At 39.4% G+C, this 24942-nt stretch carries 24 protein-coding genes and 1 tRNA gene; 15 read left to right on the top strand and 10 right to left on the bottom strand.

Features of this window, described 5'->3' with window-relative positions; genetic code table 11:
- Positions 1–123: 123 nt before the first annotated feature.
- The 5 genes from QLG00_RS03765 to QLG00_RS03745 all read right to left on the bottom strand — a co-directional run bounded on the left by QLG00_RS03765 (position 124) and on the right by QLG00_RS03745 (position 5786).
- Positions 124–1035: a hypothetical protein gene (locus QLG00_RS03765; RefSeq protein ID WP_282470511.1), complete on the bottom strand. Its 912-nt coding sequence runs from the start codon at positions 1033–1035 to the stop codon at positions 124–126.
- Between the two features lie 25 nt (positions 1036–1060).
- A complete protein-coding gene (locus QLG00_RS03760; protein ID WP_171402667.1) occupies positions 1061–2167 on the bottom strand; it encodes a toxic anion resistance protein in 1107 nt (368 codons plus the stop codon).
- A gap of 32 nt (positions 2168–2199) precedes the next feature.
- On the bottom strand, positions 2200–2991 hold the full coding sequence (locus QLG00_RS03755; RefSeq protein WP_119690631.1) for a tellurium resistance protein: 792 nt from the start codon (positions 2989–2991) through the stop codon (positions 2200–2202).
- 162 nt (positions 2992–3153) lie between these two features.
- A complete protein-coding gene (glyA, locus tag QLG00_RS03750) occupies positions 3154–4407 on the bottom strand; it encodes a serine hydroxymethyltransferase (protein WP_004938470.1) in 1254 nt (417 codons plus the stop codon).
- 155 nt (positions 4408–4562) lie between these two features.
- Positions 4563–5786, bottom strand: coding sequence for an alpha/beta fold hydrolase (locus QLG00_RS03745; protein ID WP_208476528.1), 1224 nt, complete (start codon positions 5784–5786; stop codon positions 4563–4565).
- Between the two features lie 177 nt (positions 5787–5963).
- Between QLG00_RS03745 and QLG00_RS03740 the strand changes: the two genes are divergently transcribed.
- Positions 5964–6656, top strand: coding sequence for an exonuclease domain-containing protein (locus tag QLG00_RS03740; protein ID WP_004938476.1), 693 nt, complete (start codon positions 5964–5966; stop codon positions 6654–6656).
- Between the two features lie 536 nt (positions 6657–7192).
- Positions 7193–7269 (top strand) — tRNA-Arg (locus QLG00_RS03735).
- 257 nt (positions 7270–7526) lie between these two features.
- Here the strand turns inward: QLG00_RS03735 and QLG00_RS03730 are convergent.
- Positions 7527–8102 carry a DUF2726 domain-containing protein gene (locus QLG00_RS03730; RefSeq protein WP_119690623.1) on the bottom strand — a complete coding sequence of 192 codons (576 nt, stop codon included), beginning with the start codon at positions 8100–8102 and terminating at the stop codon, positions 7527–7529.
- A 1380-nt stretch (positions 8103–9482) separates the two neighbouring features.
- On the opposite strand from QLG00_RS03730, the gene QLG00_RS03725 reads away from it, so the two are divergent.
- Together QLG00_RS03725 and QLG00_RS03720 are read left to right on the top strand one after the other, a co-directional pair.
- Positions 9483–9935 carry a BLUF domain-containing protein gene (locus tag QLG00_RS03725; protein ID WP_004938485.1) on the top strand — a complete coding sequence of 151 codons (453 nt, stop codon included), beginning with the start codon at positions 9483–9485 and terminating at the stop codon, positions 9933–9935.
- Between the two features lie 27 nt (positions 9936–9962).
- A complete protein-coding gene (locus QLG00_RS03720) occupies positions 9963–10430 on the top strand; it encodes a BLUF domain-containing protein (protein ID WP_119690861.1) in 468 nt (155 codons plus the stop codon).
- Positions 10431–10474: 44 nt separating this feature from the next.
- Here QLG00_RS03720 and QLG00_RS03715 read toward each other — a convergent pair whose 3' ends face one another.
- A complete protein-coding gene (locus tag QLG00_RS03715) occupies positions 10475–10957 on the bottom strand; it encodes a pyridoxamine 5'-phosphate oxidase family protein (RefSeq protein WP_004947957.1) in 483 nt (160 codons plus the stop codon).
- 709 nt (positions 10958–11666) lie between these two features.
- On the opposite strand from QLG00_RS03715, the gene QLG00_RS03710 reads away from it, so the two are divergent.
- From QLG00_RS03710 to QLG00_RS03675, 8 genes are all read left to right on the top strand, one after another.
- Positions 11667–12611 carry an ABC transporter ATP-binding protein gene (locus QLG00_RS03710; protein ID WP_004938498.1) on the top strand — a complete coding sequence of 315 codons (945 nt, stop codon included), beginning with the start codon at positions 11667–11669 and terminating at the stop codon, positions 12609–12611.
- Entirely contained in the window at positions 12608–13381 is a 774-nt protein-coding gene (locus QLG00_RS03705) for an ABC transporter permease (RefSeq protein WP_025094773.1), read from the top strand. The genes QLG00_RS03710 and QLG00_RS03705 overlap by 4 nt, the downstream gene beginning before the upstream one ends.
- A complete protein-coding gene (queF, locus tag QLG00_RS03700; protein WP_104125268.1) occupies positions 13378–14193 on the top strand; it encodes an NADPH-dependent 7-cyano-7-deazaguanine reductase QueF in 816 nt (271 codons plus the stop codon). The genes QLG00_RS03705 and queF overlap by 4 nt, the downstream gene beginning before the upstream one ends.
- Before the next feature lie 22 nt (positions 14194–14215).
- Entirely contained in the window at positions 14216–14869 is a 654-nt protein-coding gene (locus QLG00_RS03695; RefSeq protein ID WP_004947971.1) for a hypothetical protein, read from the top strand.
- Positions 14870–14992: 123 nt separating this feature from the next.
- Complete coding sequence (gene rodA / locus QLG00_RS03690) at positions 14993–16135, top strand: rod shape-determining protein RodA (RefSeq protein ID WP_004938509.1); 1143 nt, start codon at positions 14993–14995, stop codon at positions 16133–16135.
- 47 nt (positions 16136–16182) lie between these two features.
- Positions 16183–17175 carry a lytic murein transglycosylase B gene (mltB, locus tag QLG00_RS03685; RefSeq protein WP_228137592.1) on the top strand — a complete coding sequence of 331 codons (993 nt, stop codon included), beginning with the start codon at positions 16183–16185 and terminating at the stop codon, positions 17173–17175.
- A 281-nt stretch (positions 17176–17456) separates the two neighbouring features.
- Complete coding sequence (locus tag QLG00_RS03680) at positions 17457–18071, top strand: septal ring lytic transglycosylase RlpA family protein (RefSeq protein ID WP_025094776.1); 615 nt, start codon at positions 17457–17459, stop codon at positions 18069–18071.
- A gap of 468 nt (positions 18072–18539) precedes the next feature.
- Positions 18540–19010 carry an Mpo1-like protein gene (locus QLG00_RS03675; RefSeq protein WP_282470510.1) on the top strand — a complete coding sequence of 157 codons (471 nt, stop codon included), beginning with the start codon at positions 18540–18542 and terminating at the stop codon, positions 19008–19010.
- 30 nt (positions 19011–19040) lie between these two features.
- Here QLG00_RS03675 and QLG00_RS03670 read toward each other — a convergent pair whose 3' ends face one another.
- The 3 genes from QLG00_RS03670 to rpsB form a co-directional block, all read right to left on the bottom strand.
- Positions 19041–19505 (bottom strand): DUF3465 domain-containing protein, encoded by a 465-nt coding sequence (locus QLG00_RS03670; RefSeq protein ID WP_282470509.1) that lies wholly within the window; start codon positions 19503–19505, stop codon positions 19041–19043.
- A 68-nt stretch (positions 19506–19573) separates the two neighbouring features.
- A complete protein-coding gene (gene tsf / locus QLG00_RS03665) occupies positions 19574–20449 on the bottom strand; it encodes a translation elongation factor Ts (RefSeq protein ID WP_119690867.1) in 876 nt (291 codons plus the stop codon).
- A gap of 139 nt (positions 20450–20588) precedes the next feature.
- A complete protein-coding gene (gene rpsB, locus QLG00_RS03660; RefSeq protein WP_004938527.1) occupies positions 20589–21338 on the bottom strand; it encodes a 30S ribosomal protein S2 in 750 nt (249 codons plus the stop codon).
- Positions 21339–21546: 208 nt separating this feature from the next.
- Between rpsB and map the strand changes: the two genes are divergently transcribed.
- The 3 genes from map (at position 21547) to QLG00_RS03645 (ending at position 24903) form a co-directional block, all read left to right on the top strand.
- Entirely contained in the window at positions 21547–22371 is an 825-nt protein-coding gene (map, locus tag QLG00_RS03655; protein ID WP_004947985.1) for a type I methionyl aminopeptidase, read from the top strand.
- A gap of 203 nt (positions 22372–22574) precedes the next feature.
- Positions 22575–23699, top strand: a complete 1125-nt coding sequence (locus tag QLG00_RS03650; protein WP_004938535.1) for an OmpW family outer membrane protein — start codon at positions 22575–22577, stop codon at positions 23697–23699.
- Between the two features lie 247 nt (positions 23700–23946).
- Positions 23947–24903 carry a TauD/TfdA family dioxygenase gene (locus tag QLG00_RS03645; RefSeq protein ID WP_119690868.1) on the top strand — a complete coding sequence of 319 codons (957 nt, stop codon included), beginning with the start codon at positions 23947–23949 and terminating at the stop codon, positions 24901–24903.
- Positions 24904–24942: the final 39 nt, after the last annotated feature.

The raw sequence follows: 24942 nt of genomic DNA, 5'->3' as shown, positions 1-24942 counted from the left end.
GGTCTAACATGCCTAACAGCTCCAAAGGAGTAAATAATTTAACTTGTTGAGAAGAATAAGATAAATGCATTGATAGGTGAAACGGTATGTTTTTATCAATACAATCGATTTTTTGAATAAAAACTAAAATCGAGCTTCAATCCGCCGAATACGAGCTTTAAGGTTTACATTTAAGCCATAAAGTATTGCCCCAGCCAAAAACGCCACAAAGCTTAATCCCCAGCTCAATCGCTGAGTGACCTCACTGATACGTGCTGCTTGACGTGCTTGCGCATCGATACTTTGCGCCATCGGTGTGATGCTTTTTCCGTAAACTTGATGCTGAATGGTCCACAATTGCTCGCGTTTGAGGCCGTATTCAAAAAAATGTGGATCCGTGCGTTCGGCACGAATCAGACTACTGGTGTAGGATACAGCAGCATCCTTGTCTATGGGACGATGTAACAGCGCAGTTTGCGCGAGTAAATAATCTTTGACGGGTTGAGGTGAATGGGCTTGTTGTAAATATTGAAAAATCGGACTGGTCTGAATGCGCTGATCATATTGAACCAACTCAGCATACGCTTGCGCCTCATCACTTTGCTGATGATATTGGAGAAAGGTTAAGCCAGACCAAATCAAAATCCACCCAATGAGCCATGCCACAAAGCGTAAAATCAAAGATTTAAATCGGACTTTAAAAAAACGGAATTTTTTAAGTAACCGTACAAAAATAAAAGCACCAAAAAAACTCACCGTAAGTTTGAGTATCAACCACCCCAACCATGACAATAAGGTTATTAAATAATCGGGTTGCTCATCGACAAACAATTGCCCCTCAAACCCTGCTGGAATATGAAGCTGCTTGATTTGTGTACTCAAATCAAAAAAACCGTAAATGACGGGCTGAAGTGCAAATGAAAACAATACCGCAAGTGCACATACACTGAGTGCAGCAATCCCGAATATACTTAAGCCACGCTGTCTTTTTTTCAAAGTGACAAGACGAGTTTGGATATCTTCGGGGTGAATGGGGTAATGTTTGACCGATGGCAATGTTTTCTCCCAAAGCGTATTTCAATCAAGTTTCTGTTTTGGTGCGACTTGAATCAATCACCAGTTGCTGCAAATTATCTTGTAATGCACGTAAACGAACGGTAGCTTCATCGCGCTTTTGCATGCCCTCTTTTTGAATCTGAATCACATCATTGACCGTTTTAATCAGCGTATTTTGAACGTGCTCAAGTGTTTCAATATCAATAACAGACCGTTGATTGGCCTTCGCGGTGTCAATTGAATTTTGATGTAGTAATTCTGCATTACGTCGTAAAAGTTCATTAGTGGCATCATCAATATGTTTGGCAAGCTGCACACTGTTTTGTTGCTCTTGCAAGGAAATTGCCAAGCTAATCTGATTTTTCCAAGCGGGTAATGTAATGTTTTTTATGGCATAAAATTTATCCACTAGCATTAAGTTATTCGATTGAATAATCCGGATCATAGGCAATGTCTGCATGGCGGATTGCTGCAATACTTGTAAATCACTCACACGCTTTTCAAGATTATTGGATAAATGATTTAAATCGTAAATGGCCTGAGTATGCTGCTGAGCATTGGAATCTTCGGTTAATTGCTGAATTTGTGCTTGTAATTGTTGCTGCTTGATTTTTCCTGCTGCAACCAAAACCCCGAGTTGTTTGTGTTCATCTTGTACAGCTGTAAACATTTTATCGAGAGTATTCACTCGAGTTTTTAAGCCGATTTGCGTGGTCTCGATCTCTTTAACCAAGCCATCAATCTGCTCTTTGGTATTGACAAAGTTTTGATCAAAGTTTTGTTTTGCGCCCTTCATACGATTTAGAAGTCCGCCAATCAATGGAATGGTCGAGGTTTTAGGTTTATTTAAAATACTTGAAGTGTTGAGCTGTTTGGCCACGTGTACCACTTCGTTCAATTTCTTACCCGTTTCATCGAGATCCTTACTACGCACCAAGTGTAAAAGCTCGTCCGTATATGCAGAGGTTACGCTGGCAATGTCTTTACCATATTCGGCTACAGTAGCGTGATTTAAATCTGCAAGCTCACGATGAGCATCCTGCACATGAATAAAATCCTCTGGCTGTAAACCTAGCGCTTTTAAATCCAATCCATCAAATTCATGCTGCGTGAGAGCAGTGTCGGATTTCATCACATTCGGCTGTTGGTCTGACTCAAACTGCGTCATGGTTCTACCCTCTTTTCTAATGATTGTCTTAAAATAGTTAATAAACTTTCGCGGCTATGATCAAGTTTTTGCAATTCAAGTGCCGAGCTGTTTTGCATACTTTGTTTCAAATGATATTGCCAAGCCGGAATCAGTACCTGCTGAGCTTCTTTAAAACGATCAAGCAAACCAAACGAGAGCTGTTGGGTTAAAAACATTTGCGTGATGGCAAGATCATTACTGGCTTGTAGTGTTTGCAAACTATTGATTTTTTTAGATAGCCGCTCTGAAAAGTGATCGAGTGGATGCTGATGGCGGATAAAAGCAGGATATTCATCCAAAAATTCTTGTGCAGCCACGATATAAAGTGCCATTTGTTCGCGCAGACCAAGTAACTGTTGAATTCGTGATTGTGATTTTTGAATTTCGACTGCAAGCTGCTGACTCAATCGATCCGCATGCTCGATTAATGCATCTAATCCATGCAAATAATTGAGTTGTGTCTGATCATGCTCGATGTCTACGCCAAACCATTTTTGTAAACGATTAAAAGATTTTTTCTTAATGACCTTGTCAGATTTAGACAATTTATCAATCAAATGAGAAATCACACGACTTAAATCATGCGTAAGTTCAGGCGAAATTTGGTTTAGCAATACAGCCTGAGCTTGAATCAGCTGATCTGCATAGTGATTTAGTCGGTACGGATTGTCGAGTAGTGGCACAAGATCCATACGTTTGATCGCCAAGACCTGTTTTGGGTCTGTATCAATCTGATCAAGCGGAATTAATGCATTCAACTGAGCCATAACCATGAATTGAACTGATGAATACCATCATAGGATGATTTTAAGTAAACACCTAGATGATAAACTTAGCAAGATGATGGATTTATGTTAAACATTTTTTACACACCCCAAAAACCGATATAAAAAAACCTCCCGGACGGGAGGTCTTTTTTTCAGTATGACTTAGTTCGCATAAACTGGAAACTTCGCACACACTGCTTCAACTTTTGCTTTTACTTCAGCGATCACGCTTTCGTCGCCTTTGCTATCAAGTACATCAGCAATCCAGCCCGCCAATTCACGCGTTTCAGACTCACCAAAACCACGCGTAGTTACCGCTGGAGTACCAATACGGATACCAGAAGTCACAAATGGTGAACGTGGATCGTTTGGTACGGCGTTTTTGTTAACGGTGATGTTGGCAGCGCCTAACCATGCATCAGCTTCTTTACCAGTGATGTCTTGTTTGATAAGTGACAACAAGAACAAGTGGTTGTTTGTACCACCCGATACGATGTCGTAACCGCGCGCAATTAACACATCTGCCATAGCTTGCGCGTTTTTCACAACTTGTTGTTGATACGTTTTAAATTCAGGCGTCATTGCTTCTTTAAAGCAGATTGCTTTTGCAGCAATAGCGTGTACAAGCGGACCGCCTTGATTGCCTGGGAACACAGCAGACTGAAGTTTCTTCTCGATTTCTTCATTTGCTTTCGCCAAGATCAAGCCAGAACGTGGGCCACGAAGTGTTTTGTGAGTCGTTGTTGTAGTAACGTCCGCAATTTGAACTGGGTTTGGATACACACCAGCTGCAACCAAACCAGCGATGTGTGCCATATCAACAAATAGATATGCACCCACTTGATCCGCGATATCACGGAAACGCTGCCAGTCGACAATACGGCTATAAGCAGAGAAACCAGCAACGATCATACGTGGCTTGTGCTCAAGTGCCAAACGCTCAACTTCATCGTAATCGATTTCACCAGTTTCTGGATTTAAACCGTACTGTACAGCATTGTAAGTTTTACCAGAGAAGTTAACTTTTGCACCGTGAGTCAAGTGACCACCGTGTGCAAGGCTCATACCCAAAACCGTATCGCCTGCATTTAAAAGTGCAAGATATACCGCAGCATTTGCTTGTGAACCAGCATGCGGTTGAACGTTTGCATAGTCAGCACCAAAAAGCGCTTTTGCACGGTCAATTGCAAGTTGTTCGATTACATCTACATATTCGCAGCCGCCGTAATAGCGTTTGCCCGGATAACCTTCTGCATATTTATTGGTAAGCTTTGATCCTTGCGCTTCCATCACCGCAGGAGAGCAATAGTTTTCAGATGCAATTAACTCAATATGCGCTTCCTGGCGCGCATCTTCAGCTTCAATTGCTTTGGCCAATTCTGGATCAAATTCAGAAAGAGAAATGTTGGCAAACATTAGCGAGGGTCCTATGTAGTAGGGCTTTTAAGCCGTGCTAAGATTGGACGCTATTGTATCATGAAGTTTGAGTTTAAGCAGGGCGAAGTTGCTCAGTTATGCATAAAAATGGCTCATCCTGCGCGGATCAGCCATTTTGCCATAAAAAGATTAACTTACTGGGTAAACAAAGTATTTACGTCGGTGACAATATTGGAAATATTCAAGCTATACGCGCTGCCGTGTGTCCAAGTCGGATTGGTAACAAAGTTGATATTCGTACCGGCTAATTTTGCTTCCGTAACAAGCTTGTTGGTTGCAATCAGTGGCACCGTAGTATCGGCCTGCCCCTGATAAATCTTAATAGGCGTTGAAACTTTAACTGTTAGTGGTTGCCCATCTGTACTGGTAAAATTTTTCACTACAGGCAAATTGAGAAAGCCATCCTGAGTACGCCCATAGCCGACTAACGTATTGTTATTCTCATTGGAGTACTTAGTTAACCTTGCTTCAAATGATTGCGCCAAGGCTGGCGCACAGACACTTTCTGCTTGAGCGGCAATTTTATCTGAAGGGCTTTTAAAAATTTGACTGTATTGCAAGGACGGATTTGGATTGCGTAGTCCGGCAGTAATTAAGGCTGTGTAAGTATCTAAATTGGTATATGTTGGAATTTGGACAGCCACAGGCTGGTTTGCAGCTGAAAGCTCCCCGGCGTTTAAAATAAGATCCAGATTTGATGCTGGTGCTACAGCGATTGTACCTTTATAGGTCAGCTTTGCACGCGACGCATATTGTGCTGCCCCGAGCGCGGCCTGTCCACCTTGCGAGTGCCCCACTGCGACCCATCTTGTGGCAGCTTTTGCTCCCAAATAGCTTTTTGCTGCTACAACCGCATCGGTAATTGAATACGCTTCACTTTTTACATTTAAGAAAGGATGAATTTCTTTACCATTCGGCTCTCCCAATCCTTCATAATCTGGTGCTACAACAACATAACCCTGCGCCAGTAACTGAGTGATCATGGTTTTTACATTTTCATCCATGACATTACGACTTGGCGCACAAATATCAGCCACACCTGTCGTTCCATGTGCCCAAGCCACAATTGGCCAACCTGCACTTGGTGGTGTACCTTTTGGTGTGAAAACCAGTGATGTTGCCAATACTTCTTGCCCACTTATGCCGAGCATTTTGTAAGTCATGACCACACTTTCACCAGCAACCTGATCCATACCAGATTGAGTATATGCTGCAGGTATTCCTACAACAGGATTCTGAATATTATTTTCAGGCACATTACTTGATGAGGTTGATGAATCGGAGTCACTACTATCATTACAGGCGCTTAGAAAAATACAGGCACTGAGTGTGGTTAAAACCATGAGATGTTTTTTCATTGTTGCTTTGTCCTTTAAGCTTCTTTACTGATTGTATTTATTTTCTGTTTAAACATAGCGGAAAAGTTAGCGGTTCACAAGCATCGCTTGCAGGTTGATCAAACCACCTTTTAAAGGCTTTGCCTGATTATAAGAGAATGATAAATTGACAAATCACCTGTCAGCTTACTGAGCAATATGAACGCCATTATTTTAGATACCGAAACACATCAGTTAAATGGTAATCCAATTGAAATTGCTTATGCGCCTGTAGAAATCTTTGAAGGTAAATTAACGCTCGACAAGAGTGAGCTATTTGATCAACTTTATAGTGTAGATGAACCGATTTCATATGCTTCAATGGCCGTTCATCATATTCTTGAATCTGATCTGGAGCATCAACCACATTTCACGACCTTTTCTTTACCTAAGCAAACACAATACATTATTGGACATAATGTCGATTACGATATCAATGCAATTGCGAGATGTGGTGTCGATACCTCACAGATTAAGGCAATTTGCACATTGGCACTTGCGCGTAAAGTGTGGCCACAAGCTGAGGCACACAATATATCTGCTTTGATTTATCTAATCTCAAAAGGCAGTACAAAAGCACGAGAAATGCTTAAAGGTGCCCATCGTGCCGATGCAGACATTATTCTGACAGCCAATATACTGATGCATATCGTACATCATTTAAATATTTCAAATATCGACGCCCTTTATGTCGCCTCGGAAGAAGCACGGATTCCCGAACAAATTAACTTTGGAAAACATCGTGGCACTGCTATCAAGGACTTACCACACGATTACGTGCAATGGCTACTACGTCAGGATGAACTCGATCCTTATCTTAAAAAAGCCTTGGAAACCAAGGCCATTTCATAAGTGAAATCCTGCCAGATTTTATAAAAAACAAGTTATATATTTAAGGTCGATTACTGATAAAGGATAGACCTTATATAACTATATAAGTTTTAAAAACTCGATCTTGAGTTTGATTTAGATGCGATTTGTCTAAGTATATCTATGCTATTTTTGCATAGATGTACTGAAGCCACTCAACAATTTTAATTTTAGTATAATTTTAAGGTTTTGTTTTCTATGATTTTTATTTTTAAAAAATAAAACCAAGCTATTACATGACGACTGGCACGTCTAAAAAATAATCGAACTACGACTAAAGACGAAGAAACATTTAATGAAATTCTTAGTATGATGCTATGAATTTTCAAAATATGCATATTTATAATTCTTATGGATATGCAAGATTTAGCCCTTTAGCCCATCTCGATGGGCTCTTTTTATTTGTACGCCAATAAAGATCAATTGCTTACAATTGATGATTTAATAAACATAAGAAAAACTTCTGTGTATGAGTCACTTTACCCCAGGCCTTTTTTTGCCTATGATGTGCTTCGCATGCGCTCGTAGCTCAGTTGGATAGAGTACAGGTTTCCGAAGCCTGGGGTCGTGGGTTCGATCCCCGCCGAGCGCACCAATATTTCTTTAATTATATAGCTTACAGCCTACTTTGACGCAAATCTGGCGTAACATTATAAAATAGCACAGGTTCGAATTCAATTTCAGCGTTCCAAATCTTCAAAACAGAATTCATCTTTTTAATTCAACTTATACGGCTATAGAATCAGATTAGTTCAATCATTTGTTCTATGAAGTTGGACCATGCAAAAATGCTACATCAAAAAAGTCGATTTACGCTTGCACACCCGACACTCACCAATCAAGGTATCTGAACTATTCAGATAGCTTTTTCCGCTCCCCTAATTCTGATTGAAAAATAAAAGCATCTGAAATAATTTTGGTTTTTTCTAAATTTTCTTCAGATTCTTTGATTGGGTTAGATTCAGGAACAGATTGGGCGATGGGAAAAACCCCAAAATCTTTTTGTACTTGTGCAAAATCTGGGGTTCTCTTGTATCGAATCACTCGGAAACCTGCTTCAGCAACTAATGCATCTCTGTCTGCGTCTTTATCTTCTTTTCCGATATGTGATGAATCATCCAACTCAACAATTGCAACTATATTGAGTGATTTATCTAACACTATAAAATCTGCAACTTTACGATTGAATAAATTACGTGTTGGAAATCCTTTAGCAGTCATAAAAGCACTGAAAGCAACTTGCGCTAGAATGATGTGCTCTGGAAGTGCTTCTCTTAATCTAAAAAAAGTTGGTTGCTCATTCATCGTTAAGATGCGTTTGCCCTTAATGGGATTTCTTTGTTTACTTGCTTTTTTATCTCCTTTTAATGTTGCAAGAACAAATACAACCACCCCAATCAGAACGATTAATACCAATAATGTAGACATCTTACACCTCTTTTTTTAATTATAAGTTAAAGTTTAGTATGGAAAGATCAATGAAGATTTAAAATTAAATTAGAATGTATTTATACAAACCTTTTGATTTAGTGATTAAGATCGTATCAGATCATATGTAGCTATGTATAGTGTTTTTAACATTGTGAATAAGATTAAAAAGTTACTTAAATAACTATGTTTAAAAAAAATTTCTATTACTATATAAATTCCAAAAAAATCAAAATATCTATCACTAATCAAGCAACTAGTAAACTATAATTTTTTAAATTCAAATTCTAGTTAAAATTATGGCTACACAAAATATTTTATAAATAAAATTATTGAAATAAATAAAAAAAACCTAAAACATGAAGACCATAATCTAAATTCTATTTTCGTTCTTTATTTATATAGATTAATTTAATTTCTATATATCTGATTTTCTTTAATATAAGTATCAAACTTACTCCACCCGATTAAATATATTTTCATGACGATCATTGTACTTATGGAAATTAAAAGCATCATTAAAACATCAAGCGTCTGACTCAAGTAAAACAACATACCATAATAAAATAAATGACAAAGCAATGATGAAACAATAGTCTTAAAATAGAAGAAAGTTAGTAAACCAAAGATAATGGCACTTACGGTAATATTGACATATTTATGAATACCAATTCGGTAAAATATTACAATTAAAATAGAAACAATCATCATATACACAAATGATATAAAGATATTTTTAACAATCTGCATTTTGATGACCTTTTCGAATGAAAATAAAAATTTCCTCCTCCTTAGGAAGGTGTGTGCTAAGGAGGAGGAAACACGCTATACATTATCTAACTCGTAAGTCCCCTAATCTTATTCTTTTATTCTTTATAAAATTATTATAAAGGTGTTTAAGTTATTATTCATTTTTCTATGGAAAAAATGAACAAGATAATGTACGAACTGAGTATAGATAACTTACGCAAACTTAAAATAATCCATAGCTTACATGATTGTGAGAAATAGCTTACATTTGTCTATTTTTTATACAACATCAATTTTTAAAAATAAATTATATTTCAATAAATTCAAGATCCTATGTATACCATTTGGTAAATTTTTCATTATATATTTACAAAAACATATAAAACCACCTGTAATTAGAAACATTTTATTTTATATTTTTTTACTTATAAAACAGTGATTTAGTTTATAATATACATGAATCGGAAAATTCCTTATGAAAGAAGTGGCTTTGTCGATTAAAACTATGTATTGTGTGCGGCTTATCACATAAAGACCAATGCACACCTTACATTTCTTGTTTTACCACACGTGGGCGAAGTACCAGTGCCATTACCCACTAAAACCTTATTGTTAGCTTTGGAAAATGTCATGGAAATGGTTAGAATCTTGTACGCAAGTAAAGCAAGTCATCTACACCCAGAATTAAAGCAAGATCTGATTGATATTTTAAACACTGCTGTTGATTTTAATTCTAGAAATGAAATAACAGGTGTACTATATTACGGATATGGTTACTTTGTGCAGTGCCTAGAAGGTGAACAATCGAAAATCGATACGCTTTTTTATCAACATATTCTTAAAGATTCCCGACATCAAAATTGTGAAATTCTATATCGTGAATCGATGCAACAGCGCCTTTTTAAACATTGGAGCATGAAGTTTGCACCTGTAAATAAACGGTTAGCTGATTTTTTCCAACAGACCCATCTAGATGAATTTAACCCTTATCTTTTGTCTGACTCAACAATACCGTCATTCATCCAGCTTTTAAGTGAAGAACCGCACACGTTGGCAAACCAGTATCATCATCCTAAAATTTGATTTATTCTCAATAGCAGGACGTAGTTAATGAAAATAAGACTGTGCTACTCCAGCATACGACCAGTGGATGCTGGCGATTTGATTGAGAATCTGAATGATATTTTAAGTAAGGCTCGTGATTTCAATGCAAAGCACCAAATTTATGGTGTACTGTATTATGCCAATAATGCATTTTTCCAGTGCCTTGAAGGTGAAGAGGAAATCTTAAACGATCTTATGCAACGCATAATGCAAGACCCTCGTCACCATGAAATTAATGTGTTTGAAGCCATTGAAATTAAAAGAATTTATTTTAAAAAATGGTCGATGAAATATGTCCAAAAAAGCTCTAAAATTGACCTTTTTTTCCAACAGCTCAATGCAGATGGTTTTCACCCCTCCATGTTGAATGAGGATGTTCTACCCCAATTTGTGGATGAGTTGCTGCAAGAAGAGCAAACTAAGCTGCGCCGCAAGGTGGGGCTTCATCAGCGAGGAATTAACCCTTACCTGTAAAAAGCCAATCTCTACGGCGCTTATACAATTAACAGATCAATGGCTTATAATCGCATAGATTTCGATTCACCCAGATTGTCTTGCTCTCCCGTAACTGAAGCTTTGGCAAGCTTAAATAACGTCACAAGTTTTCCATCCCCTTCCCAATATTGCGCACCATGACATGTGACTTGAATCAGTTGAATATCAGGATCGTGTAAACCTTCTTTAAAGAAGATTTGATAAGCAGGCGACCAGAGTTCTTCAAGCAACTGTGGATCATTAATACACTGCGCCTTACCGCTGATGGATACAAAAGAATCACTACCCGAATAAGCAAGGTTAACTTCTGGCTGTGATGTAATACTTTGAACTAATTCGGAGTGTTTGGCTCCGATGAAAAATACATTACCGTCAAATGTTTTATTTTGTCTGGTCATAGGCGCACTATGTAAGTGTCCGTCATGATTAGTAAAAGTAACCATCACAATTCGACTATGCTGGATCAGTTTTTCAATTTTTTCGTAATCGTTTAAAGTGTTATCCATGATATTTTCTTCAATGTAAAAATATCAATATGGCCTATTTATTTAGATATTTAAATTTCATCCTGTTCATGGTGTGTTGTATTTCGATACACAATCGTCAGTTCATGTTAATTTCGCATCAGTTCAAGAGAATAGTGGATGATCTTCATCGTCAATGTGAATAACCTTAAAGGTAAGATCCTTATAAACTAATTTCTCATTCACTTGAACACGATCAAGTTGGGTCCATAACTCGAAAGGAAAAAACTCCGATGTTGTTTTATAAATCCATAACCACTGACACGTTTCAGTTTTCTTGATTGGATCTACAATAAGGTCTTTCACTCGCATAAGATGGTGAATGTTCGAATATTTATCCTGTAAAGTAACGTGTCGATTATTCATAACTCTATCTTAATCTTAATTTATCAACTTAAGCCTTTTGTCATCTAATAGTTTATGCCAAAGTGCTTCTAGATCACACGTTCCAATATATCATAAGTGTTTTTTTATATTTCTTAAAATACATAATGTATCCTATTTTATGCTTATTGTTTCGTTTTACTTAACAATTTTAAAAAGCATCATGCTAAATAACTATATTACACATCACATAGTATGTCTGTTTTTTCAGCGTTCTATATTTCGTTCCGCTCAATCCCATCTTATCACTTGGTTTATTTTTCGATATCACTCAAAATAGTACTATTGAATTAAGTGTGAGCGTTTCATGACTGATGCCTTGATATTACGTGATTTGTCCAAAACTTATCGCAATGGATTTCAAGCCTTAAAAGGAATCAACCTAACTGTTCCAGAAGGTGAATTTTATGCGCTTCTAGGTCCAAACGGTGCTGGAAAATCGACCACCATCAGTATCATCAGTTCCTTAACAAAAAAAAGTGCTGGTGAGGTCAATATTTTTGGCCATGATTTAGACAAGCAACCTTCCCGTGCAAAACAATGCTTAGGTGTTGTGCCACAAGAGTTTAATTTTGGCCATTTCGAAAAGACCTTCGATATTCTGGTGACACAGGCTGGTTATTACGGCATCCCTAAAAAACTTGCCGAGCAGCGCGCAGAATTGTATCTCGAAAAATTAGGGCTTTGGGAAAAGCGCAACATGCAAGCCAGAATGCTTTCTGGCGGTATGAAGCGTCGACTAATGATTGCCAGAGCCATGATGCACGAACCAAAGTTACTGATCCTCGATGAACCTACCGCAGGTGTTGATATCGAGTTGCGCCGTTCGATGTGGGATTTTCTAGTCGAGATGAATAACGCCGGTACTTCAATCATTTTAACCACGCATTATCTTGAAGAAGCCGAAATGTTATGTCGTCGCATTGCAATTATTGATCGGGGCGTGATTAAAGAAGACACTACGATGAAAAGCTTCTTAAATCAGTTAAGTGAAGAGTCTTTTATTTTTGATCTGGCAGAACCAGTTGAGTTATCGAATGACCTTAACATTATTGGGGTGCGCTTTAATTTGATCGATCCGCTGACACTTGAAGTGACACTAGATAAAGCACACAGTATGAATGATTTGTTTCAGCTTTTAGAAGCACAAGGCATTCAAGTCCGCAGTATGCGAAATAAGTCCAACCGACTTGAAGAATTATTTGTACGTATGGTCGAAAAAAATCTGGAGCAACAAGGAGCTGCACAATGAATTTTAGTCAGCTCTGTACAGCCTTCGGTACCTTAGTACGTAAAGAAATTCGTCGTTTTATGCGGATTTGGCCTCAAACACTGCTACCACCTGCCATCACAATGAGCCTGTACTTTATTATCTTTGGTAATCTGGTCGGTTCACGTGTCGGTCAAATGGGTGGATTCAGCTACATGCAGTTTATTGTGCCGGGTCTGATCATGATGGCTATCATTACCAACAGTTATGCAAATGTCTCGTCAAGCTTTTTTAGTGCCAAGTTTCAAAAAAGCATTGAAGAACTGATCATGAGCCCGGTACCTTTACACCTCATTTTGTGGGGCTATGTGGTTGGAGGCGTGTTTCGTGGGGTTTTGGTGGGCATTATTGTGACCATGATGAGCCTATTTTTTACCGACCTTTATATACATAACTGGTTTGTGACTATTTATACCGTCTTGGTCACATCCTTTTTGTTCGCTTTAGGTGGATTCATCAATGCCGTATATGCCAAATCGTTTGATGATATCTCGATTATTCCCACTTTTGTTCTTACCCCTTTAACGTATTTAGGTGGCGTATTCTACGCCATTAGTGCTTTGGGGCCATTTTGGCAAAAATTATCGTTGATCAATCCAATTGTGTATATGGTCAATGCATTTCGCTATGGCATTTTGGGTCAGAGCGATGTCAACGTTTCATTGTCACTGATTGTGGTGACCTTCTGCTGCGTTCTTTTATATGGCGTAGCGTATTATTTACTTTCTCGTGGTTCAGGAATGCGTGAATGAGTGTAGAAAAATCTCTTTTAGGTAAAGAAACAGAATATCCAACAACTTATGAACCCGGCATTTTGTTTCCTATTTCACGTTCATCTTCACGTGAACAATATGCAAACATTACAGGTGTTTCTCAGGGCAAAGATTGGTGGCATGTTTTTGAGCTTTCTTGGCTCAATCAAGATGGGATTCCACAAGTTGCAATTGGACGGATTACCCTTCCCGCAACCTCTGAAAATCTGATCGAGTCAAAATCATTAAAGCTATACTTTAATAGTCTAAACTTTCATCGTTTTGTGTCTAAAGCATCACTGATTGACCTTGTTGAAAAAGATTTGAGTCAAGCTGCCAATGCAAAGGTCGGCTTTGAGTTGTTTGATGTAGATGCGCTCGAGATCAGCCAACCGTCTGGAATCTGTATCGATCAATTCAAACCAGCACGCTTGGAGTCACATCCGGATGCAAGCTTGCTTGCGCTAGATGCTGATGACCAGTCACAAATCGAAGTGAATTTATATTCACATCTATTACGCAGTAATTGTCCTGTGACTGGACAGCCGGATTGGGGAACAGTTTTCATTCGTTATCAAGGTATTAAGCCTTGTTATAACAGTATTCTCGCGTATATTATTTCTTATCGTCAGCACAATGGCTTTCATGAGCAATGCGTCGAGCAGATGTACGCCGACATATGGCAAAACTTAAAGCCTGAAAAACTGATGGTGTACGCAACCTATACGCGACGCGGTGGTTTAGACATTAATCCGTGTCGTGTATCTGACTTGTCATGGATGCCAAGCCCTATTCGATTGGCCCGACAATAAAATCAATAATTGAGGATCAGACATGCCATTTTTTGGTTTTACTCCATCTGAAGCATTGCTTAAAAATATTCAGACAGGTATCGAAAAAAAGAACTCAAGTGAGCCACTGTATCCATTACGCGATCAGGTAGCCCTACAAATCAATGATGAAATTATTGATGCGCTTTTAATCGAACTTGTTCGTCGCTTTCCAGAGAGCGATAAGCGTGAAACCGCTGAAAAATTGGCAGGCTATGTCAAATCAACCGTTGCCGTTTTGCTCAAACAACTTTTAAGCAAAGCGCCCAATGATGTTGTAAAACAGTCCATCGAGTTTTCCGAACGTAGTTTATTTAAAACTGCTGAAGGAGAATATAAAGTCGGTGAGTCACTTGATCCAGGTTTGGTCACAAATCTGAAGCATAGTTTTGCCGAAATTCAAGCAGGTAATGCTGTCGACAAGCAAGCACTGGCTGAACTTTATAAGCAATTTGCAGATGCCACGATCCGTCATTTTATGATTGAATTTAATAAAACACTGGATTTAGGCATGATCAAACGCAAGGCTGCAGATATTGGCGCCGCCGCAGTGACTAAAGCCGTTCATATCGCCATCGATAAGCTGATTCCAAATCTAAATCGCTTAGAGTTAAAAGCGCTCGCTGAGTATCATGATACGTTATTTTTTAGCAACTAAAACATAGCGCAAAAAAACCTGGATTTTTCCAGGTTTTTTTATTGCAAAATATGGATATAGATTGCCTAAATTAAGGGATATGTTAGCATGCGCCATGCATTGATTATTCCTTTGTAAAACCTTATGTCTCCAAGCTCTCAATACAAATTTCTACGCCAGGCGCCGCGCGATGGCTTAAGCACAGCAATGCTTCCATCCAAATGGCAAAGATTACATATTGATCCTTGGTTATGTTCTTTTTTGATTTTAAATGCCTGTCTTGGGCTGACTGTCTTATATAGTGCCTCTGCACAAGATATCGGGTTAGTCTCTAAGCAAGCCATGAGCTTTGGAATTGGCTTTATTGTTATGCTGACGCTCGCACAAATTCCACCGAAGGTTTATCAAGCATTTTCTCCTTATTTTTATCTGTTTGGCCTCTTTTCACTGATTGCTGTAATGGTATTTGGTGAAATTCGCATGGGTGCACAGCGCTGGATTGATATTCCCGGTTTCGGAAGTGTACAACCCAGTGAGTTCATGAAAATCGGTATGCCAATGATGGTGGCGTGGTTTTTATCGCGTAAACCGCTTCCGCCGAGCGTTCCTAATGTCATGATCACCATGCTTTTAGTGGGAATTCCATTTCTTTTAATTGCAGAACAACCTGACTTGGGTACATCTTTACTGGTATTGGCCAGTGGGTTATTTGTGTTGTTTTTAAGCGGGCTCTCTTGGAAACTCATTGGTGCTGCTGTTGCTGGCGCAGGACTCTTAATTCCAATTGCGTGGGAATTTTTATTACATGATTATCAGCGACAACGTGTACTCACACTCTTGAACCCCGAGGCAGATGCACTCGGTACAGGCTGGAATATTATTCAATCAAAAACAGCCATTGGTTCAGGTGGATTTTCAGGTAAAGGCTTTTTAGAAGGCACACAATCACATTTACACTTTTTACCTGAGGGTCATACCGATTTTATTATTGCAGCCTACTCCGAAGAATTTGGTTTGATTGGTGTCACCATTCTAGTGCTGCTGTATTTTGCAATTATTTTTAGAACATTCCAGATTGGATTACAGTGCTTTCATAACTACGGCCGCCTTGTTGCAGGGTCGTTAGGTTTGTCCTTTTTTGTTTATGTATTTGTAAATGCTGGCATGGTTAGTGGTATTTTACCCGTAGTGGGTGTACCGCTTCCGTTTATGAGCTATGGCGGCACCGCAATTATTACCCTGATGGCGACTTTTGGACTGGTCATGTCGATCCACACCCATCGATAATTATATTTTTTTATTTAAATTCAGGAATTTATAATACTATGTTGAACATGGTAGTGAAGCAACCATTTAGACGTTTTTTACTTCTCGGCAGTTTTTTTCTTACTGCCAGCTGCTCTCAAGCGAACGACTTTATCACCGATCCAAATTATCCAAGCTTTAAGCAAAAAACCATGGCTACTTATGGTCTGACTGCCGAGCAAGTCGACAATGCGATGTCAGGCGCCAAAAATCTTCCCAATATTTTAAACATCATGACACGTCCGGGTGAGAGTAAGCCATGGTATGACTATAAAGCCATGTTTTTGAGCGAAGGTACTATTCAGCGTGGTGTACGTTTTAAAAATCAGTATGCAGATGTTTTAAACCGCGCAGAACAGCAATTTGGTGTGCCGCAATCGATTATCTTAGGTATCTTAGGGGTCGAAACAGGCTATGGCGCAAATAAAGGCTCGTTTATCACGCGTGACGCACTTGCGACTCTAGCTTTTGGTTACCCTCGCCGAGCAGATTATTTTAGTGATGAATTAGGTGCTTTGATCGCTTGGACATATAAAGAAGGCTACCCAACCAACAGTATCGTGGGTTCTTATGCGGGTGCAATTGGTTATCCTCAATTTATGCCAAGCAACATTACCAAGTTTGGTGTTGATTACGATGCAAGCGGACATATTGACCTACGCAATTCTGCTGAAGATGCAATTGCATCAATTGCAAATTACCTTGCTCAAAATGGCTGGCAACGAAATCAACCTATTGGATTTGCCGCACGTTATACAGGTAATACGCCGGATACAATTATTGCAAAGGATCTGACCCAGCCTACCCCTTATGGCGCACTCAAAACGCAAGGTGTTACGCCGCTAAATCCGATTGTGAAAATCGATGATCTTGACTTGGTCAACGTTATACAATTACAAGAAAATTATGGTCCTATGTACTATATTACCTATCCAAATTTTCAAGTCATTACGACCTATAACCGCAGCAGAATGTATGCCACAGCGGTTTGGTTATTGGGTACCGAAGTCGCCAGTAGATGATGGAATTTTTTAAAAATATATAAAAGTCAATAAATATTTTTGTTAAAAAGAGCACTAAATAGCCATTTTAAACTTAATGTTACAATTTAGGTTATTTTTTGCTCATTTTTTGTGAGATTTTGTCCTTTTTGTAACTTTTTTACTTCAAACACTAGACACTCTGCAAAGCCGATGAATATCATCCCCCTCCATAAAGCAATTGCAAAAGTGAATAAATTAGGCTGTTCACATTATTTTGGCTACTTGCTAAGCCTTGTGAATTGTCTCTAGGAGTTTAAGTAATGCAGTTAACGTTAAAGTACGCTTTAGCACTCAGTATTGGACTGGCAGTTATCCAGTCACAAGCAGAAATGGTTCCCGCATCATCTCTTAATGGCGATGCAGACGGTTCAAGTTTGGCTGCTCGCGTCTTGAATAAAGATTCGCAGAACAACTTCAATTCCCATTTCTCTAATTTAAATAGTCTTTCAATCACCGAAAGTTCGGGTGACAAAATCCGTCGTCAAACTATCGCGGCTAAAATCGAGATCCCTGAAGAAGAGCCTTCAGTGATTGAAAAATTAAATTCTGTAGCATCGAACACTGTTCGTAAATTTAGCCAGACTGGTATCGCATCTTGGTATGGTCGTCAGTTTCATGGTCGTAAAACGGCTAACGGTGAAACTTTTGACATGAATGAGCTTACTGCAGCACACCGTAGTCTGCCGCTGAATTGCTACATTCGCGTGACCAATAAAGACAACGGCAAAAGTGTCGTGGTTAAAGTCAACGATCGAGGTCCATTTCATGGCAATCGAGTCGTAGATTTATCTTACGCAGCAGCTAAACGCATTGGACTCGCGAATGCGGGTACAGGCAAAGTAAGTATTGAGCGTGTTGATGGTCCAAATTCATAAGCTTTAGCTCCTTCACTTTTGCAATAAAGAGGCCACCATTCGGTGATTTCTTTATTTTTGTTCGATACATTCTTGTTCTGATGTGTGAATGTTTAAGTTAAAATGATTAGCCGTGGTTCACAATGCAATTTTACGAAACGATCACTTTTTAAACACAAAAACTAACCAAATTGTAGCTTGGTCTTAATTTGCTCTGATTCGCGTGCTATACAACAAAACCCCTCCAAAGCTACCCTAGTAGCAAAAATGTTTAAAGATGCGGTTTAACGCGAGCTTATAAGGCAAATTCGAGAAAGTTTTAAGGTCACTTTTGCTCAAAATGGTTTTTCCAATTGTTTTAAACGTTTTTGGCGATGAATTTTACATTTTTTAGATTTGTTCGCCCGAGTCAAAAATCTGTTTTGACCGCATGCATATTGTGTTTTATATTCGTTAAATAAAGGAATAAATAAAACAAGGATGATCCACATGAAAACCATTACGGAATGGTTTGACGAATACAGCCAAAGCCATCAAAACCACACCAATAAAAAAATTCATTGGGTGTGCGTACCTGCAATTTTGTTTTCAATTATTGGTTTGATTTACCATTTTAGTGCATTACTGACCGCACTCCTGATTGTACTTTCACTGATATTTTATGCTCGACTAGACTTAGTCCTTGCCGTGGCAATGGCGGCTCTGGTTGCTGTCATGGCATGGCTGATCTATGTATTGCCTGTTGGCATGGGGTTTTATGTTGGTGTTTTTATTGTGGCATGGATTGGGCAATTCTACGGCCATAAGGTTGAAGGCAAAAAACCTTCCTTTTTAAAAGATGTACAATTTCTGTTGATTGGTCCGCTCTGGTGCATGGATGCCTACTTGGCTAAAATTTTACCCAGCTGGAAAAGTAAACAACAATTAAATCAACACACACTCTCGGCATTTAATGAATGACTTAAATGTTTCGCTGGAAGCATCTCTTCATTACTGATAGATGCTTCCATTAAATTTTAGCCAGCCATTTAAGTGCCTGCCTTTCGGGTCACGATGCGTCCAGTGTATGACACCGCCTTTTGGCGTGTACTCATATTCACCATAAAACTCTACATGATCACCTTTTTGCAAGCCTTGTAAACGCGGCGATAAGTCGATGTTATGTGCAATAAGTACCGTTTGACCATTTTCCAATCTTAAGATAAATTTCTGGTGCCGTGACCCTTGATTATCGTCAGGCAAAACGGCTTTGACCTGCCCTGCTCCTTGTACCTGAACATTGCTTTTTTTCTGCTCGAAAGCCAATTTGATTGCATCGTTGTTAAAATCTTGAGTAGTGACTGGCGACGTTTGAATTTGTGATGCAACATGAGGCTCACGTTGATTTAAAACAAAAAAATACACCAGCAAAAAGGCAATAACAGCCACAACGATGTAAGTATTTATTTTTTTCATTTTTGAAATATCCATTTTTGTCTAAAAAAAAGCCCCTAATTTAGGGGCTTTTTTTACAAAATAAGTAATTATTTTGCAGCGGCTTGAGCAGCAGCAACTTCTTCAGCGAAGCTCATTTCTGCTTTTTTCTCAATACCTTCACCCACTTCGAAACGTACAAATTCAACAATAGTCGTTTCAGTTGCTTTAAGTACATCAGCAACTTTCTTGTCATTGTCGATTACATACATTTGACGATCAAGTGCAACTTCGTTCAAGTATTTATCAACTGAACCAGATACCATTTTTTCTACGATATTTGCAGGTTTGCCAGATTCAATTGCTTTTGCTTCAGCAATTTCTTTCTCTTTTGCAACTAGATCTGCTGGTACTGCATCAGCACTTACCGCAACTGGATTGAACGCTGCAACGTGCATTGCAATACCTTTACCAGTTTCTGCGCTACCTGTAAATGATACAACAACACCGATACGAAGACCGTGTTTGTAAACTGCAAGGTTTTGACCTTCAACAATTTTCGCACGACGAACTTGGATGTTTTCACCAATTTTTTGAACAAGAGCAATACGCGCTTCTTCAACTGATTGACCGTCTTCCAATTTAAGTTCAGCAATTTTTTCAGCTTCAGTTACACCTGAAGCAAGAATTGCTTTTGCAACCGCATTAGAGAAGTTAGAGAAGTTTTCGTCTTTTGCAACGAAGTCAGTTTGACAGTTTACTTCTACCAATGCTGCTTTGTTACCGTTTTGAACGATTGTGATCGCGCCATCAGCTGCAATGTTACCTGCTTTTTTCGCTGCTTTTGCTTGACCAGATTTACGAAGGTTATCAATCGCAAGCTCGATATCGCCATTCGCTTCTGTTAATGCTTTTTTGCATTCCATCATTGCAAGACCAGTACGGTCACGTAATTCTTTTACCATGCTTGCAGAAATTGCAGTCATGTTGTTCTCCTAAATAGGTAGAAAAAGTAAATCTTTGAACAAAAACGGCCCAAGGAAACTCTGGGCCGTTTGCTTTTTTTTCGACGCTTAATTTGCCACCCTTACATGTCGCAAAAATGACAATCAGGCGTCAAACGCATTAAGCCTCAGAAGCAGCTGCTGCTTCTTCGCCTTTAGCTTGAGCATTCGCTTGAGATTGCGCGTATTCTTTACCAGCAAGAATTGCATCAGCCATAGCTGAAGCATATAAAGTTACTGCACGAATCGCATCATCGTTACCCGGGATAACGTAGTCTACGTTGTCTGGGTTAGAGTTTGTATCAACGATACCAATTACAGGAATACCAAGGTTTTTAGCTTCTTTAATTGCAATCGCTTCGTGATCAACGTCGATTACAAATAATGCGTCAGGTAAACCACCCATGTTTTTAACACCGCCTAAAGAACGCTCAAGTTTCTCCATCTCACGGCTACGCTCTAATGCTTCACGCTTAGTCAGCTTAGCAAAAGTACCATCTTGAGATTGAGTTTGAAGATCTTTCAAACGGCTGATAGATTGGCGAAGTGTTTTCCAGTTCGTCAACATACCACCTAACCAACGGTGATCTACATATGGTTGACCAGCGCGTTGAGCTTGTTCACGGATGATGTTAGAAGCAGCACGTTTAGTACCAACGAACAAAACTTTGTTCTTTTTGCTTGCTAATTGGTTAGCGAAGTTCAAAGCATCATTTAACGCAGGAACAGTGTGCTCAAGGTTGATGATGTGAATTTTGTTGCGTGCGCCAAAAATGTATTGACGCATTTTTGGGTTCCAGAAACGAGTTTGGTGACCAAAGTGCGCGCCTGCTTGAAGAAGGTCGCGCATGCTTACGTTGTAATCTGCCATTTTCTTTACCTTAAAGTTGGGTTAGGCCTCCATATGTCCGCATTCTCCACCTATTGCTAGGCACCCAGAGTAATGTGACGACATATGTGCGGATTTTTTCCTATTTCATCTACGCAATTCATAAAATATATTCACGAAAAGCATTTGATAAAATGGGCGGGTATTTATACCATAACTGCTTTGAAATTACCAAAAGTTTTTAAGTATCATGAATAGTACGTACACGGCTCCAAGTCGACTGATTAAAACTCCTGAAGAAATTGAAAAAATGCGTATCGCAGGACGACTGGCGGCTGAAGTTCTTGACATGATTAAACCGTATATTCAGCCAGGCGTGAGCACGCTTGAGCTGGATCGAATCTGTCATGATCATATCGTCAATGTTCAACAGGCCATTCCGGCATGTCTGGGCTATGGCGCAGCGCCAGGTCGTCCAGCGTTTCAGCACACCATTTGTACTTCTGTTAACCACGTGGTGTGTCACGGGATTCCATCTGCTGAAAAGATTCTCAAAAAAGGCGATATTTTAAATATCGACGTAACTGTGATTAAAGATGGTTACCATGGCGACACCAACATGATGTATGTGGTAGGTGGAGAAACTTCAATTCTAGCAAATCGTTTATGCAATGTGGCACAAGAAGCCATGTACCGCGGCATGCAAACGGTTCGTGCCGGCTCATTTATTGGCGACATTGGTCATGCCATTCAAAAGTATGTCGAATCTGAGCGTTTCAGTGTGGTGCGTGAATATTGTGGTCATGGTATCGGGACTGTATTCCATGATGAGCCACAAGTTTTACACTACGGTCAGAAAGGCACCGGCATGCAACTCGAAGCAGGCATGACTTTTACCATTGAGCCAATGGTCAACGCTGGTGTTTGGCAAACCAAATTGCTTGGCGACAAATGGACTGTGGTCACCAAAGACCACAAGCTCTCTGCACAGTTTGAACACACGATTTTGGTGACTGAAACCGGACTCGAAGTGCTCACTGCTCGTCCAGAAGAAGATTTGTCTCGTTTTATGTAAAACTTAAAATTTGCGTGTTTAAAAGGCCATCAAGATGGCCTTTTTTATTGACTTTAGCGTTCATTCATATTTCCTTCATAATTCCAAACTTCATTTCTTTTTGCTACATATGGAATATTTTATTTTACAGGATCTGCTCGTTTTAACATTTAAGATGTTTTTTAGAAAAATGATCACAAAAACTGGACATGGAGTCCCTTCAGATGAACAAATCTTTTGCTGGCTTAATGACAAGCCTCTTATTCATTTCTGCGCATAGCCATGCTGCCTCACCTTACTTTAGCTTAAAAGATGGCGATGGATTTAAACGCTTTTCCGTTTCAGCGGGCTGGTTACATGCCATGCCACAAGGAAAAGCCAACCCCGTTAGAATCAATACTCCAATTGCCGAAGGTACACAGTCTAAAGTAGGTGATGTCTCGACGGATAGCGTACTCAATGCCATTGACCAAAGCACTGTTTCGGGTAAGGCATGGTATACCCTACTTAATTCAGGCTATAAGGGCTTACTTGGAGGTAATACCTTACCTGCGGCATTATCTGGTACTGCAACCATCAACGGTTTGTCACAATGGGAAGCACCAAATTCGGGCCTTGAAGCCGATGATGTCGATACTCTTGGCCTACTGTTTAACTATAATTTTACCGATAATTTATCGCTTGAGATTAAAGGTGGTATCCCGCCTAAGGTCGATATTTTAGGTAAAGGTACAATTTATGCACCCCTCTCTGGCGCTGCCACTCCCCTAAAAGACGGTTCGTTGCTGGGTAATGCCTTGGGTAATATTATCGGTTCAGCAGGTGGTAATATCCCACTAAAACAAGACATCAAAATTACAGATTTATCTCAAGGGAAGCGTGCTTCATCTGTACGGGCATGGTTACCTGCAGCAGAACTACAGTATCAGTTTGGTAAATCTGGTGTAAATAAATTCAGACCCTATGTGGGAGTGGGCGTGATGTATGCCTATTTTAATGACATTAAGCTAAACCCTGGGATTGAATCTGATCTGATCACCGCAGGTAATATGATCCGGAACATTCAGGACAACAAAGCGGGCGCAGCATTAGATAAAAAAACATCAAGCGCCAATCCAGTGGTGAAAGTAGATGCAGCTGATGCATTCGCACCGATTGCCACAGTGGGTGCAACTTACGACTTTAATGATAGCTGGTTCGCAGTGGGTTCTGTGTCTTATGCCAAACTTAACAGTGAAGCAAAAATTACGGTTACCGATGGTAATACTGGCGCAGAGCTAATCAACTCAAAAACAAAAATCGATATTGATCCAATCATTACTTATGTCGGTGTCGGTTATCGTTTCTAAATGCAAGATTAAGCTGTTTTAAATACAAATTAAAAGCAACTTCGGTTGCTTTTTTTCACGTAAGCGAGATTAAAAAGAAAGAGTGCCGAATGTGACTATTGTTATCTGATAATAATAAATAGATAAAAAACAAAAGACTGCACTAAGATTCCAGTTTTTCATAATCTATTCACTTTTTATCATTTCATCGTTTGTATGGGATTTCATATGCTCAAAACCAGCCAAATTAGAATACGAGTAGATTTACATGAGCAGTCTCACACCACTCTCACAAGCGATCCATAATGCGCCGCGCTGGCATGAACCTAAACATCTTCAACCTAGTGAAGAAATTCAGATTCAACCACTTGAGCATGCTGCTTTGGGTGCTATTGTGACTGGACTCGATGCAAAAAAAGCGCAAACTGGCGAAACCATCTTTAAGTTAAAACAGGCTCTGGCACAGCATCTGGTACTTATTTTTAAAAAACAGCAACTCGATGATTTACAGTTTTTAGCATTTGCCAGTTATTTTGGCTCAATTTTCCGACCAAGCAAAGACAATCCCGTGTTGGGATATGATTTGGAAACAGGCGTACCACCCGATGTTGTACCCGTATCTAATGCCGTGGGGCAAGGCGACTATACAGGGCACGGCGAACTGGCACCCCATGCCGATCACCAATGGACACCTCTACCCTCTTTTGGTTCATTGCTGTATGCAATTGAATTACCCAAAGCGGGTGGAAAAACATCATGGATCAATACCATTGCAGCCTATGAAGCACTCGACGACGATCTCAAACAACATATTCGTTTACTGCAATTGATTACTTACAATCCATTTGTACGCGCTCAAAGCAACAACGGTTCAAAAGCTAATGGGCATACTCCATTGTATCGTTTTGATGATCAGCCTGTCGTGGGTCATGCTTATCCTCACCCACTGGTTCGGACACATGCAGAATCTGGCAGATCAGCTCTTTGGCTCAGTGCAAAAAATGAAGTTGAACTGGTAAATTACAATGATATTGTCGGGGCAGAATTAATTGCACGCTTACGCGAACATTTGGCTCAACCTGAATTTCGCTATACGCATGATTGGGAAGTCGGAGATATCGTGTTTTGGGACAATCAAGTTACCTTACATGCACGTGAGCCCTTTCCTTCAGAGCAGCGACGCTTATTAAAACGTATTAGTCTGGCTGGTGGTCGTCCGTTCTAATTGTCATAAAAGTATCAAAATTTTTTGATCTAATAAAAA

This window comes from Acinetobacter sp. V89_7, assembly GCF_029967895.1.
Taxonomy (GTDB): domain Bacteria; phylum Pseudomonadota; class Gammaproteobacteria; order Pseudomonadales; family Moraxellaceae; genus Acinetobacter; species Acinetobacter soli.
The sequence above is the reverse complement of the archived record's forward strand: the minus strand, read 5'-3'. Positions and strand labels throughout refer to the sequence as shown.